General features: G+C 52.3%; 9 protein-coding genes and 1 pseudogene. 6 read left to right on the top strand and 4 right to left on the bottom strand.

Annotation, left to right across the window (positions count from 1 at the left end):
• Positions 1–25 precede the first annotated feature (25 nt).
• A complete protein-coding gene (locus NYE54_RS28375; protein ID WP_339267849.1) occupies positions 26–4,990 on the bottom strand; it encodes a right-handed parallel beta-helix repeat-containing protein in 4,965 nt (1,654 codons plus the stop codon).
• 594 nt (positions 4,991–5,584) lie between these two features.
• On the opposite strand from NYE54_RS28375, the gene dgt reads away from it, so the two are divergent.
• Genes dgt through NYE54_RS28360 form a run of 3 tightly spaced genes read left to right on the top strand, consistent with a single transcriptional unit; the run spans position 5,585 to position 8,988 of the window.
• Positions 5,585–7,000: a dGTP triphosphohydrolase gene (gene dgt, locus NYE54_RS28370; protein WP_339267848.1), complete on the top strand. Its 1,416-nt coding sequence runs from the start codon at positions 5,585–5,587 to the stop codon at positions 6,998–7,000.
• 24 nt (positions 7,001–7,024) lie between these two features.
• Positions 7,025–7,966 carry an LLM class flavin-dependent oxidoreductase gene (locus NYE54_RS28365; RefSeq protein WP_339267846.1) on the top strand — a complete coding sequence of 314 codons (942 nt, stop codon included), beginning with the start codon at positions 7,025–7,027 and terminating at the stop codon, positions 7,964–7,966.
• Between the two features lie 41 nt (positions 7,967–8,007).
• On the top strand, positions 8,008–8,988 hold the full coding sequence (locus NYE54_RS28360; protein ID WP_339267845.1) for a methyltransferase domain-containing protein: 981 nt from the start codon (positions 8,008–8,010) through the stop codon (positions 8,986–8,988).
• Between the two features lie 13 nt (positions 8,989–9,001).
• Here the strand turns inward: NYE54_RS28360 and NYE54_RS28355 are convergent, their stop codons facing one another.
• Both NYE54_RS28355 and NYE54_RS28350 read right to left on the bottom strand, forming a co-directional pair.
• Positions 9,002–9,313, bottom strand: a complete 312-nt coding sequence (locus tag NYE54_RS28355) for an MGMT family protein (protein ID WP_076324744.1) — start codon at positions 9,311–9,313, stop codon at positions 9,002–9,004.
• 181 nt (positions 9,314–9,494) lie between these two features.
• Positions 9,495–10,448, bottom strand: a complete 954-nt coding sequence (locus NYE54_RS28350; protein ID WP_339267843.1) for a D-2-hydroxyacid dehydrogenase — start codon at positions 10,446–10,448, stop codon at positions 9,495–9,497.
• A 302-nt stretch (positions 10,449–10,750) separates the two neighbouring features.
• Between NYE54_RS28350 and thpR the strand changes: the two genes are divergently transcribed.
• The 3 genes and pseudogenes from thpR to NYE54_RS28335 all read left to right on the top strand — a co-directional run bounded on the left by thpR (position 10,751) and on the right by NYE54_RS28335 (position 13,054).
• Positions 10,751–11,332, top strand: coding sequence for an RNA 2',3'-cyclic phosphodiesterase (gene thpR, locus NYE54_RS28345; protein WP_202619008.1), 582 nt, complete (start codon positions 10,751–10,753; stop codon positions 11,330–11,332).
• A 97-nt stretch (positions 11,333–11,429) separates the two neighbouring features.
• Entirely contained in the window at positions 11,430–12,329 is a 900-nt protein-coding gene (locus NYE54_RS28340; RefSeq protein WP_339267840.1) for a cell wall hydrolase, read from the top strand.
• 42 nt (positions 12,330–12,371) lie between these two features.
• A pseudogene (locus NYE54_RS28335) lies at positions 12,372–13,054 on the top strand (metal-dependent hydrolase).
• 100 nt (positions 13,055–13,154) lie between these two features.
• Here the strand turns inward: NYE54_RS28335 and NYE54_RS28330 are convergent.
• Entirely contained in the window at positions 13,155–14,330 is a 1,176-nt protein-coding gene (locus tag NYE54_RS28330) for a glycosyltransferase (protein ID WP_339267839.1), read from the bottom strand.
• Positions 14,331–14,357 lie beyond the last annotated feature (27 nt).

The raw sequence follows: 14,357 nt of genomic DNA, 5'->3' as shown, positions 1-14,357 counted from the left end.
TTAAAAATTCACTACCTAAGTAAGCTCACTTCACCCTCACCGTCCCAACCGCCTGCGCTTGATTACCCGCATGGTCCGTAACGGTATAGGTCACCGTGTAGATTCGGCTCTGTCCACGCTCCGATTTCTCTGCCCGCAGCCGGAAATGGGTATCATGGGTACCGAACTCGGCATCTTGTATATTCGGTCCCCGGTCGCCCCCATCGCCTCGATTGTCTTTGCTTTCACTGTTACCCGTGTCCTTATCTTTACCGTTCACATTCTCCGATGCATCTCCGCCATGCCCCTTGCCGCCCGCACTCTCCACGGTAATGGAGGTTAGAGTGATTGATGCAACGCCAGAGCCTTCATCGCTAGATTCGAGGTCAGCGTAAATATCGATCATTTTGCGGTTTGGCGCCTTCAATACGGAAGGCGAGAGTGTAACCTTCAGCACCGGGGCGATTTTATCGATGTTCGATACGGTGGCCGTCATTGTCCCCTCGTTGCCATCCTCATCTGCATATTCGAAGGTAAATGAACCATTCTCGGTAAATTTGTAAGTTGGAGATCCGCCGTTATTGGTAACGGTAAACGGACGATTCGACACCAAGACTGCAACAACGTCTCGATTCGTCGGGGCCGTCGTGCTGTACTCCAGGCCCACGGTGAGATCGGTATACGTGACGCCAGGGGCTGCCGTAAAGTTCTCGCCGATATTGTCCAGCGTATTGCCGCTTAGTTTGATATTCTGGCCCGCCTTGAGCTGAATCCCGTTGCTGTTCCCGGTAATGGTATTGTTCAAAATCTGCACATTCTCCGGGTCTCCGGCTCCAATGCCGTCCGCGTTGGTGTCCCCGTTGTCATGCTCGAGCAGGATGCCCCAATAATGCTCGGCCGTGTTCTGACGGATCGTGTTGCCCTTGATTATCGTGCCCGGTCCGTTCAAAATATGGATGCCGGCAGCATCCGGAATGTCGACGGTATTTTCGATTCGGTTGTTCTCAATGATGGTATCCGGTGAGCCCATGGATACAACGATGCCTTGCCGCGCGTTGCGGATCGTGTTGTCGTGGATATAGTTTTGCGGGCCGGATTTACTATGATTGGTCGGTGCGGTCCCCCCGGTATTCCCGATGCCGATGCCGCCGCCATACGGCATGTCGGTGATCAGGTTATCGTGGATCTCGTTAAAATACTCCAGCTCCCCATGCAGATCAATCGCATCCAGCCGGACCCGGTGGAATTCATTGTGCCGGACCACATTGTTATGGGCTACATATTGAATGAGTGCCCCGTGACGAAGATAAGGCCCCTCGAAGGAAGAGTCCTCGACCAGATTCCACCTGGTATCATTGGCAAAACCGTTGCGGTCGACCTTCGGTACGCCTTGAATGGATACGCCGTATCCAGCACCGCCAGGTCCAAGATCCGTGGCATTTCGGAACGTGGTGTTGCGGACGACGATATCATGGCTGTTCTCGATGCGGACGCCCATGCGGCCGAATTTCTCGATCGTCACGCTGTCGATCGTGATGTTGTACGAAGGCGACTCGCCATAATTGGCGGCAATGATCATCATGTCAGGACCGCCGGCATCCGGATTGTTGATTCTGTGATCCGTCGTATATTGACCCTCCCAAGCAGATGTCAGCGTCAGGTTGGAGATGGTTAGATCATGCTGCTTGGCGGATCTCAGCATCGTACTGTTCCGAACCTTGTTCAGCGAGGTTTTCAGGATCGCGCCGTTCTGGCTCTCGCCCCGTAAATTAACCTCCGATTTCAGTGTCAGATTGGTCAAACCATCTGGAGCACTGTTTAAGTTGTACACGCCATTAGGGAAGAACACCTCGTCTCCCGGGAGCGCCTCATCAATTGCTCGCTGAATCGCTGGTCGATCGTCCGAGCCGTTGTCCGCAGGATTGGCTCCGTAATCGACTACGTTCAGCGTCCTTCCGGTTGCGGCAAAAGCCTGATGTACCGGATGGTCGCTGCCGTCCGCATTTTTCATGCCGGGAGCGGTAAAAGGAACCGTACCCTGCGGCGGCTGCGGTACAAAATCCGGTATTATCGCCACAGGCGTATCCCCGTTAGCAAAAGGCGGATAGATATGGACTTCCGTCAGACTCGTGTAGACACTGCCGTCCGAATTTCCGCGCCCAATCAGCTTCACGTAACGCGCGCTCGTATCCGGAACGTCAAAAGGCTGCATCGCGGTGGTGGTACCGCTGCTCGAACCGTTGAAGAGGGGAGACCAGGTTACTCCGTCATCGGAGGTTTCGATATCGATCTCCGTCGCCCGAGCGTCCCCTTTATAGAAGGCGATGCCCAGATAACCGATGTCCCGGGCCTCGCCCAGATCAAACATGATCCACGGACCGTCGCCGGCCGCTGACCAGCGGGTGTACAGATTTTGGTCCAAGGTATTATCCTCGATGTTGCCGTCGCTGCCGCTTGCCGTGACTGAGGCCACAGGCCAAGGCGCTAAGGGAGCACTAAGCGTCGTAACTGATAACGTCAGCGGAACCGGACTGACGTTTCCGGCGGCATCCACGGCCTCGACCTTATAGCTGTACTCCGTGTGCGGAGACAGTCCTTCCATTTCATAGCGGGTGATGTCGGAGCCCAGTTCCGTTACTTTGACGTCGTTTTGATAAATGTTATACTTTGCGACTAACTTGTTGTCTTCCGCCCTCGGCCATTCCAAATGCACATAATCTTCGCCAATGCTGCTAATGGACAGACGGCTTCCGTCCGGCCAGGACGGTGGCGTATTATCCTGACTGGAATCCACCAACTCGCTTACGACCAGCGCAGGTCTTGGATTGCTGGAGCCGTTGGCTTCCTTGGTATAGATATTGACGCTGACACCGGTATGGTTCGCATCTGCAAGGAGAAACGATACGCTGCCATTCGCAAGACAGCTGCGGACATAGTCCGTCACATCGACGCTGTACACCTCCGGGCGCCCGCTATTCTCGGCTTTTACCGTAAACGATCCCACATAAGCGGCCGGATCGAGGCTATTCGTGGGCGCATTATTCCAGGTCAGCTCGCTTTCGTTCCAAGCTATATTCTCGATCCCGTAGAGGGAGAGCTCCAGGTCCGTGTTGCTGGTGCCTTTTTTCGCGGCGACCTGGAATTCGTAGCGGTAGTCCGGATCGCTCAGGGTGGAAGCATCGAATTTGAAATAGACAACCTTTTTGTTGGTTGTACCGGACGATACGCTAAAAAGGCCAAGGCTTGTGCCTGTAGCGGAATTGATATTGGTGTCGGGTTTGGAACTGTCGATCAGGGCATCGTCCGAGGGCACCAAACGGCCAACCTCAACGGGGATGCCCGTAGAGGGACCGGTTGGGTCGGTGGGGTCCGTCGGATCAGGGGGCGTGTAGCCGTCTTTGTAGAGGATCGGCGTTGTTACTTCCAGGTTCTTCACGTGCTGATCCATGAAAGCCCAAGCTTCCGCATCTGCGGTTGACTTGGCTTCTCCGGTAAAACCATGACCCTGGCCGGGCACGATCTCAAAATCCACGACCGGAACACCGGCGCTTGTCAATTGATCTGCGAATGTCACGCTGTCGGTGTAAGGAATGGTGGCGTCCGCGTCACCATGCCGGATCCAGAACGGCGGATCATCGGGAGTGGCATACGTCCCCGGCATGGCAAGCCGAGCCTCAATCGGGACGGACAGGGCGTTATGCCCACCGAGCAGCTTTGTGACCGAGCTGTAGCGGTCGGCAAAATCGGTCGTGAAGTCTGCCGGTCCGTACCAGTCCACCACCGCCTGAACCTTGGTGGAGTATTCCGGCCAGCCTCCTGCGCCTTCGATATCGGGAAGATGAACGGTATCCCCAGTATCTAGCGTGACCGTATCCTCCATGGTCAGGTCTCCGGTCGTTCCAAGCAGGGAAGCGAGATGCCCTCCCGCCGAAGTGCCCCAAACGCCGATCCGGCTTGGATCGATGTGGTATTGCTCGGCATGGGCACGCAGATACCGAATGGCCAGCTTCACGTCTTGAATCTGGGCCGGGTAAGGCGCTTCGGGGGTTAGCCGGTAGCTTAAGGAAACGCCGATGTACCCGCGTTTAAGGACATAGTTGCAGATGCTGCCGAGAGCGTTTTTGCGGTCGCCTTTATTCCAGCCTCCGCCGTGAATGTAGATCATGACCGGCATAGGCTCGGCTGGCGGAGTGCTCGGAACGGCGATGGATGTGAAAAGATCCCGGTCGCCGGCTTTGCCGATCAAAACGTCCTCATAGAGGGTTACGCCTTCCGGCGCAGGGTATGGGCCCGTTTCGGTCGGCGGGGGTTCAGGCACAGGATCGATCGCAGGCGGAATGCCCGGTATGGCCTGACCGGACAGCGAGACGCTGTCGATATACATATTGGCGTTCATCGGATCACCTACCCGGAACTGGATTCGCACGTTCGGATTGCTGCTGGCTTCCGGCGGCAGCGTCCAGGTTTTCATCGTGTTGGATTCGCTGCGAGGCGCTTCGGGCGTTCCCGGGGCAAGTTTGAAATCCTCCAGTATGCTCCAGGTCGCTCCGTCGTCGCCCGACCACTCGGCAACAATGCTTCCGCTGACATAGGATGAGGCTCTCGTATAATAACTCAGCTTAATGTTGCCATAACCCGTCGTATTGACGCGCAGATAGACGGAATCGGTCACGTCGATTTTCATGAGGTTCGGCGTGGACGGCGCGCTGCTGGATACGGAGGTTTTGGCTTTACTCTCGCCATCCCCGGTCTGAACCCAAGGCAGCGGGATGACGATGCCGCCCGTGGTTCCGTAGCGGTCCGAATCAAAGTTATCGGAGAAGAAGAGAATATCTGGCCCTTCTGGTTCCGGCAGGGGATCGGAATCCGAGGCAACAGATTCATCCGTAAGATCGAATTCTGAAACCGATTGTGCAGATACAACAGGAAGCTGCCCTGGGGATGCCATGACGCTTATGGTGATTAGCAGGCAGAGGATCAGGCATGAGATTCGGTTAAGTGTCTTCTTCAACGTTCCATCCCTCGCTTTTCAATTTGTGATTGAAGCGTGTTTAAGAAAACCCGAGGAGTAGGCGCTTGACTGCCCCCCGGGCATAAGAAGCCTAATGAATGTTAGAGGTGCATGTGGGTATAGGAGAAGAAGATGGCTTTAACATGGTCGGACTGATTCGGGGTGGTATCGGATTTGCTTTATGACTCTTATGGAATATCATTTCCCTCCTTTCCGTGGCGCGCTTCAAGAAGTGAATGACAGCGCTTACCTAACAACGTATCAAGAATGCAAGCATAGGTCTTGTGTTAATCCTATAAGCGCTTGGCGTTTTTGCATAATGGACATAATGGAAGATTCATTGACGTTTATACCCTCCCGAGGGTGTAAAAATAGGGCCGTAGAGACTGGAGTCCATCTTTGTATGATTTGCTCCACCCATCGCCTTGGCGGGAATATCGTGCTCAGCAGATAGCGGATGACACAATTCGGGTATACAAGGAGGAACGGGTTTTACTTAGGAATCATATTTTTCTTCAGCTGCCGGATGGCATATAATCTAAAGAACGAACGGTTCCGAATCGACCCTATACAGATAAAACAGGAGTGGGATAAATGACACTGAATGAGCTTAGAGAGCATCGCCAATACCCGGAGCAAACGAAGTCGGATGCTTCACGCGCGGTATACGAGCGGGATTATTCGCGCCTGATCCATTCGCCGACTTTCCGCCGGCTGCAAGGAAAATCACAGGTATTCGGTGCTGGCACCGGCGATTACTATCGGACGCGCTTAACGCATTCGCTCGAGGTGGCGCAGATTGCGCGCGAAGCGGCACGGAGTTTGAGCCGCCATTATCCCGAAGTGATGCCGGACCAGGCGGAGAACGCAGGGCTGATGATTGATCCCGAGGTGGTGGAATGCGCGGCGATCGCCCATGATTTTGGGCATCCTCCATTCGGCCATAAGGGCGAAGAGGTGCTGCAGGGCATTCTGGAGAAGCTCATTGACCGCAGAACCGAGAAGGAGTTGACGCGTCAGCCGGGTACGCCGACGCCGGAGCAGGCTGCCGAGGTACAGCAGGCGATGCGACGTAAATATGAGCATTTTGAAGGGAATGCGCACAATTTTCGGCTGATCATGTTTTTGGAGAAAAGAGAGAATGTCAACGGACTCAATCTGTCCGATGCGGTGCTGCTTGGCATCAATAAATATCCGTTCTCCGGGTTGGATAATCATAAAGGGATGTACCGGCATGAATGGGAATACATCTCCCAGATTCGGAAGGAGTGGCAAATTCCCGGCACGCATCGAACGCTCGAAGCGCAGCTGATGGATCTTTGCGATGACATCGCCTACTCCGCGCATGATCTGGAGGATGGCATCAAAGCCGGGAAGATCGAGGTGCATGAACACTTTTTGCGAGATAGTCACCTGAACAAACTGATCGTGCAGAAGATCATGACGCTGGAAGACGAGGTATGGAAGGGATGGACCAAAGAGCAGATTCATCCGAAGGTGGAAACGGTGCTGGATGAGTTTCTGAAAATCTGGAACGAGAAAATGCCGACCTGCGAGAATGACTATTCCCGTACCCGGCGGGAGGTCAAGGCCTACTGGGTCAGCCTGTTTGTAGGCAGCTTGGGCGTGATTACGAACGGAGATTGGAAAAAGGTGACGTTTGTCAAAGACGGCGTGGAAGACGAGGATATGCTGCGTACGGTCAGCGTCCTGAAGAGTTTCGCCTGGGTGACTATGATTCGCGACCTGCGGGTTCAGCGTCTGCAGAAGCGCAGCGAATGGATCATCAAGCGCTTGTGGGATGCTTTTCTGGATCCTGTTGCGTCAACGGCGATTATTCCGTCCGACTGGCTTCAGCGTTATGAGGCGGATCAGAAGCGGGCCCAGCCGATCTGGACGTGGGAGCATATGGTGATTGATTATATCGCAGGGATGACGGACGCTTTTGCCGAGAAAATCTATAACGAGTTATATGGACTCAAGGTAGGTTCGATCTATGATTTGGATTAGGATCGGCGGAAAAAGGGGGATGGCATGAATAGCCAATTGAAACTGAGCGTGCTTGACCTGGTTCCGCGTTTGGGAGAGAGCTCGTTCGAAGAAGCGTTGCAGCAAGCGGTGATACTGGCACAAAAAGTGGAAGCATGGGGCTACGGGCGCTACTGGGCGGCAGAGCACCATGATCTGGAGCATCTGTCCTGTGCATCGCCCGAGATTTTGCTGTCTCATATCGGTGCCAGGACAACGCGCATCCGGCTCGGCTCCGGGGCCGTGCTGCTGCCCCACTACAGCCCGCTAAAGGTGGCGGAGAATTTCCGCATGCTGGCAGCGCTGTATCCCGGACGCATCGATCTCGGGATCGGGCGGGCGCCGGGAGGTTCAGCTCATACGAGTTTGGCGCTTAGCGGAAATTTCCTGGGTCATGTGGCGGATTTGCCGCAGCGGATTCGGGCTTTGACCGAACTGCTGGAGGATCGGTATCGCTATGAAGACGTGCCGGTAGCAGCGAAACCGGTCTCCGCAACTCCGCCCGTGATGTGGATGCTCGGCACGAACACGAAGAGTGCGGGGTATGCGGCCGAATTCGGGACGGGTTATGTATTCGGACAGTTTATGAGCGATACGGACGGGGCGGAAGTTCTCCATTCTTACAGGGAAGCTTTTGAGCCAAGCGCTCATCTGCAAGAACCGTGCACGATGGTGGCGGTAAGTGTGGTTTGCGCGGAAACGGAGGAACAGGCAAAGAAGCTTGCAATGCAAATTCCCCGACCAGGGCAGCGCACCATGCCCACGGAACCGTCAGGTTCCGATTCGTCAGGCCCATCCCAGCGGCTTATCATCGGTACGCCAGCAAGTGTGCGAAACAGACTGCAGCATATGGCAGAGCAGTACGGGTGTGACGAATTCCTGATCGTCACGCCGGTAAGTGATTACAATGCACGGCTGGAATCCTATCGGCTGTTAATGGAGCAGTAGTTCAACTGCTGCACATATATAATAGAAGAGAGACGAAAAAAATGATAAATACGAACGAGTATGACATTACCTTTGCTCCGTCTTCCACAAGCGGTGAGCCATCGTTTTTTTACACTTATGCCTGTCATGAAACGGAGCGGGAGCTGTGCTTGATGGAGCTGACGGAGCTATTCGGTCATGAGCCTGACGGCGAGGAGTGGCTGGAAAGCGAGTTATGGGTTGATCCGGATCGGAGCCCGTTCTTATCGGCCTGCATCGATGTCAGGATAACTGGAGAATCCATCGAACGAATCGCCGAGCAAGCAGGCAACATTCACCTTAATAATGCAACCTTCAAAGTTGTCTGTCTCAAGGCGGGGGATCGATTCAGTTATGAACAATCCCGCGGGTATGAACGGATGGTAGGCCGCCAAATAACAGGAACCGCACAGATGAAAGCTCCGGATGTCGCGCTCGGTATGGTGTCCACAGGCGGCATCTGGAGATTGGGAATCCTTCATGAACCTGAACGCGCATGGCTGAATCATAAACAGAAGCCGCAAAATTACTCTACAGGCCTCAGCTCGCGGATCGCGAGGGCACTGGTCAACCTGGCAGTTCCTCGATTAAGCGGAGTCACGCTCCTGGATCCCTGCTGCGGCATGGGGAATGTATTGATCGAGGCGTTCTCGATGGGCATCGCGGCCGAGGGTCGTGACATCAATCCGCTTGCCATTCGGGGAGCGAGGGTGAATCTGAGGCACTACGGTTATGATGATAACAAAGTTGCCATTCAGGATATGAATACATTGCAAGGGCATTATGATGCCGCGATCCTGGACCTGCCGTATAATCTGTGTTCCGTTTTTCCGGAGGAAGAGAAGTTGCAGATGCTGCAAAGCTTACGTCGGTTGTCAGATCGAGCTGTCATCGTCAGCACAGAGCCATTACGCGAGCAGCTGATGAATACGGGCTGGAAGGTCTTGGGTCATTGCACGACCCGCAAGGGGAGTTTTGTAAGAGATATTTGGTTGTGCGAATAAACGGCTACCCGATTTATTCGGCAGGATCAAATCGATACTTTTCCAAATCAATGATACCTTTGGGATTGACGACAACGCCTTCGTCCTGGAGATACAACTCCTGCATGAGCCTGGATTCATCGTCCTTGATGGCGATTTCTCCTTTAGCGTTGACGACGCGGTGCCAAGGCAGCTTGTGAATGTGACTGAGGGTGTGAAGTATTCTGACGACCTGACGGGCGCCCCTTGGACTGCCAGCCAGTCTGGCCACTTGTCCATACGTCATGACATATCCTTCCGGAATGCTTCGGATCACTTCAATTACACGTTCCGTATACGGTTGCATCGATTCTCTCTCCCATTGCCGATAAAAGTAGTGAAAAATAAAAAGGGGCGTCCCGGAAGGTGTGAAAATGAAAACCTCGGGACGTTCCTTTTGTAGTATAGATCTTGTGGTCTTTGTTGCAAGATTTTAGCTCCTTTTGAGAGCAGGATTAAAGCTGTATTCAAGAATTTGTTACCTGGTCTTAGTATGACTTGCTATAGTCTATTACATTTCGGGACAGCGGCTTACCGCTTACATAGCTCTGTAAATTTTCCAGGAAAATATCCACGGCACGCTCGCCGTAGCGATCCGTATCGCCCGCCATATGAGGGGTCATGATGACGTTGTCCATGGTCCACAGCGGATGGTCTGACGGAAGCGGTTCTTCCTCGAACACATCCAGTCCCGCACCCGCCAATGACCCGGATTGAAGTGCCTGAATCATGTCTTCGGTTACTACGGTTTGACCCCGGCCTACGTTAACGAAAAAGGCGGAGTCCTTCATCGCCGAGAATCTTACTTTATTGAACAGTCCACGGGTATCATCGGTGAGCGGGAGGATGTTCACGATATAATCGCCTTCAGCCAGCGCTTCATCGAGCTGATCGACCTTATACATCGCTTCCACATAAGGATCGGACTTGCCGGAATGACGGACCCCGACGGTCCGCATACCGAACGCTTGGGCCACGCGCGCCGTATGACTGCCGATCTGGCCGACGCCGACGATGACGATGGTTTTGCCTGCCAATTCCGTGAACGTGCCGGACGTATCCCATTTGTTGTTCGATTGCTGTCGAATGGCGAGATGAAGGTTGCGCGTGTAGGCCAGCATCATCGCAAAAACATGCTCCGTGATTGGAACGCTATGTACGCCGCTGGCATTGGTAAGCTGAATGTCCTTTTCTTCGAGCTCTTTGAGCGGCATTTTATCCACACCGGCTGACCATGCTTGAATCCATTTCAGTTTGCTGTCGGCAAACAATATATCCTCCTGTATGGAGCGTGACCAGCCGATCATGATTTCGGCATCCTGAACGATGCTTGGCGTAAGCTCTTTCGCTTTTGTGACCAGCAGCTCGTAGTTGGGGGCGATATCCTTGATTTTTTGCTGTTGTTCGGTGGTTAAGTCGTGTATGGCAACGATTTTCGGCATGGTGCTACCTCCTAAGGAATGTGATATAAACCAGAATAAAAGCGTAACGCTCTTTGGGAACATATTATCAGAAATCATAACTTTGCGCATGGACGAACTATCGAGATTGGTAAATTTGTACATGAATTATTGTCCGTTTTATGGTAAATTGAAGCTTCATCATATTTTTAGGCGAATTTGATGTACCCTCATACTATTTTCAGGTAATATTGCTCAAACTATAAACGAACCGTGAAAACATGGTGCTTATAGCAGCCGGTTGGCTGCTTAGGATAAAAGAGGATTGGAAGGAAGTGTCTTAGTTGAGCCATTCGGCTGAGGGAGCTATGGATCGTTTATTTGTTGCCGTACATCTGCCTTCCGAGGTGTCTTCCCGGATTCAGGATTGGACGGAAACATTGAGGGAGCAAGTGAATTTCAAAAAATGGGTTCATCCGCAGGATTACCACATTACCTTACAGTTTCTAGGCGATACGCCGTCAAATCGCATAGCGGAGCTTACAGCGGCGCTGCAGGAAGTCGCCAAGGAGCATAAGCCCTTCAGGCTTGGCCTTTATGATGCCGGCGTGTTCGGGGCAAGCGCCTCGCCAAGAATTTTATGGGCGGGAGTCGGCGGGGATTTGAATGCTCTGTCTCAGCTTCAGCAATCGGTGGTATCGAGGATGGAGGCTTTCGGATTTGTGCCGGAGGAGCGACCGTTTCGTCCGCATATTACGATTGGCCGAAAATTTCAAGGGAATCAAAAATTTTCATTGGATGTTATCGGAACAGGACCCAAACCCATCCAGTGGGAAGTGCAGCAACTCGTTCTTTTTCGAACCAATTTGCATGCAAGTCCGATGTACGAAACAGTAGGTGTGGCGCGGCTTTCGACATTTTTCTGAAATTGAAAATAGAATGTTCATAAAATTACCATGTTTTCAACGCCTAAAAATGTGGTTACATAGTGTAGGAATGTGCCGACATCATAGGAGGAAAAATATGGTTATGAAAGTGATACGGCAAAATCGCTGGGTTGCGCTGCTCATCGGAGCGCTCTTTGTGAGTTTGTCTCTTATAAGTTTACTTGGAATGCAGACCGAAGCAACGGAAGGGGAAGAACAGCAGCTGGATATGCCGAAGTTTGTGACGGCTGCCCCGGCTCCTGTCAACGACCCTGATCTCTTCGTAAAAGACGCGAGTACCAGGCAGGATAGGGAACCTGTCAATATTTTGTCTTCAATTGTTTTCCAAGAGTGGAATAAGCCGGGGAGCAAGAGTCATGCTTTTTCAAGCGCAAAAGGCATAGTTTTGGCTGAAAACGGATACTGGAACTCGCGACAAGTATTGAAGACTGCAGATGAGAAAAAGAAACCATCGAAATCTCAGACTGCGGACGGGAAACCGGCAAAACAAAAGGGGACGCATGTCGTCAAATCTCAGACTGAAAGCTTATCACCCCCCACAACTTTATTCTTCACAAGAACAAATACGTTAACCCAGGATCAGAAAGCCAAAGCGACCTGGACCTATGATTTGTCAGCTGAAGAACTGCTTCTGCTCCAGAAGATTGTCATGGCAGAGGCGGAAGGCGAACCGTACGAAGGCAAAGTAGCAGTTGCTAACGTTGTCTTAAACCGGCTGCGGTCAGCTAATTTTCCCGATACCATTACCGATGTCATCTATCAAAAACACCAATTTAGTCCTGTAGCGAACGGGCGTCTTAAACGTGTCAAGCCGAACAAAGAGACGATTAAATCCGTGAATGCGGCACTTCATGGCCAAAAAGAGGTAAAGGACGATACGTACTTTTTCCTGTCTTTGAAGCTGGCTCAGGATCTGACGGTACACCATTCAAGAACGTTCGTTAAAAAAATAGGGAATCACTCTTTTTACAAGTAGTGCCCGTATGGGTAAACTAGTATGTAGGAGGTGTGTTTAAGCATGAATATTACGTATTACGGCCATTCTAGCATTTTGGTGGAAGAAGGCGGAGTTCGTGTGATCATCGACCCGCTGCTATCAGGGAATCCAGGCTCCGGGATCGAGCCCAAAGACGTAAAGGTGGATGCGGTTGTCCTGACGCATGGGCACTCCGATCATTTTGGCGATTGCATCGAGATTGCGAAGCAGAATGATTGCCCGATTATCGCAGTCTATGAACTCGCCGTGTATTGCGGCAGCCTGGGTGCCAAATCCCATGGGATGAACATCGGCGGAAGCGCGCAATTCGATGGCTTTAAGGTGAAGTTTACCCCAGCCTTTCATTCTTCATCATTTCGGTAGGGGACACCTGGATCTATGCAGGGCAGCCTGGTGGCGTCATTCTGACGATGGGCGGCAAAACATTCTATCATGCAGGCGATACGAGTTTGTTTGGCGATATGCGCTTAATCGGAGAGATGAACCAAATTGATGCAGCTGCGCTGCCGATTGGGGATTTATTGACGATGGGGCCACAGGACGCCCTGTTGGCCGCACAGTGGATTCGTGCGAAGCATGTCATCCCAGTCCATTATGACACGTTCCCGGGCATTAAACAGGACGCTGGGGCCTTTTGCGGCGAACTAGCCAAAACAGGCATTCAGGGTCATCCATTGAAGGCTGGAGAAACGTTGGAAATATAGATGGATTGTTCATGGAAAAAGCTTCCCTGTCGCGAAGACAGGGAAGCTTTTTTTGGGGTAAAAGTTCAAAAGCGGGAATCATAGAATCATGCTATAGATATTAGGGCTGGTCCGCAAACAGTTTGACGAGATCTTCACAATTACCGGGCATATGTCCTTCGGTCAGCAATCCCATCACTTGGCTGGCACAGTGGTCGGGCTCCAGATGCGGTATGCGACGCCGGCCTGCTCCGTTACGTTTCTTACTTACCTGATCATAATGATCGGACAGCAGGTTCAGCCATTTGTCGATCACGGCAGGAGAGTCCAGAATTTCCGCATAGCCTTCGCTGACAAAGAAATGGGAATTCACTTCTTCCTGTCCCGGAATAGGCTCATAGAACAGCATAGGAATTCCCTTGGCAGCTCCCTCTGTACACGTCATCCCACCTGGCTTCGTAATGAGCAAATCGGATACTTCCATAAGTTTATGTATATCGTCACGATAACCGAGAACATGAATGTTGGGATGCTGAAAGATCGGGTCTTCGCGCATGCTGGCAACCAGCTTCTCGTTCTGTCCCATACAGAAGACCAGCTGGATATCGTCGGCTCTGCTGGCTAGTTTGCTGAGCAGCTCCTTGTTGAATACGAGACCCCAACCGCCCCCCATTATCAGCACGGTTGGCATGTTCTTCAGTTGAAGCTCGGCTTGAAGCGCTTCTCGATTACCCCTTTCCCAGAACTTGGGATGCACCGGAATACCGGTCACATGAATGTATTCGGGCTGAATGTCCCGCAGCAGCAGCAGCTGTTTCACATGAGGTGTTGATACGAGATATTCATCCACTTCCGGATTGACCCAGGTGCCATGGGCATCATAGTCGGTAATCAGCGTATAGAGCGGAACCTCAAGCCCCTGACGCTTCAGGCGGGAGACCACAGCGTTAGGAAAGGGGTGGGTACATATGATGAGATCCGGTTTCAGCTGCTCGATCACCTGCTGGGCCTGCGCATAGAATATCCGGTGCAGCGCGAGCCGCGTCAATCGGTTTAACGATTTCTTATATTGCGAACGGTACAGCATGCCGACAAGGCGCGGGCGGGTGCTGACGGTTTTTCGATAAGCGGATAAAATTAACGGCCCCACGGTTGGATTTAAAAAATTGCCGAGCTCAATGACACGGCAGTGGATGCCGGGATTCATCCGTTGTATACCTTCAGCCAGCGCATACGCTGCTTGCGTATGTCCTGTGCCGAAACCCTCGGAAAAGAGGAGCACTCTTGTATATCGCATGGTTTCACCTACTTCTTTCTCCCTCTA

The organism is Paenibacillus sp. FSL K6-1330 (assembly GCF_037976825.1).
Taxonomy (GTDB): Bacteria; Bacillota; Bacilli; order Paenibacillales; family Paenibacillaceae; genus Paenibacillus_AQ.
This window is presented reverse-complemented; position numbering and strand designations above follow the sequence as displayed.

Coding starts and splice junctions, on each gene's coding strand:
- NYE54_RS28365 (WP_339267846.1), top strand. CDS start 7,025: ATGAATAGCCAATTGAAACTGAGCGTGCTTGACCTGGTTCCGCGTTTG.
- NYE54_RS28355 (WP_076324744.1), bottom strand. CDS start 9,313: ATGCAACCGTATACGGAACGTGTAATTGAAGTGATCCGAAGCATTCCG.
- NYE54_RS28350 (WP_339267843.1), bottom strand. CDS start 10,448: ATGCCGAAAATCGTTGCCATACACGACTTAACCACCGAACAACAGCAA.
- NYE54_RS28340 (WP_339267840.1), top strand. CDS start 11,430: ATGGTTATGAAAGTGATACGGCAAAATCGCTGGGTTGCGCTGCTCATC.
- dgt (WP_339267848.1), top strand. CDS start 5,585: ATGACACTGAATGAGCTTAGAGAGCATCGCCAATACCCGGAGCAAACG.
- NYE54_RS28330 (WP_339267839.1), bottom strand. CDS start 14,330: ATGCGATATACAAGAGTGCTCCTCTTTTCCGAGGGTTTCGGCACAGGA.
- NYE54_RS28360 (WP_339267845.1), top strand. CDS start 8,008: ATGATAAATACGAACGAGTATGACATTACCTTTGCTCCGTCTTCCACA.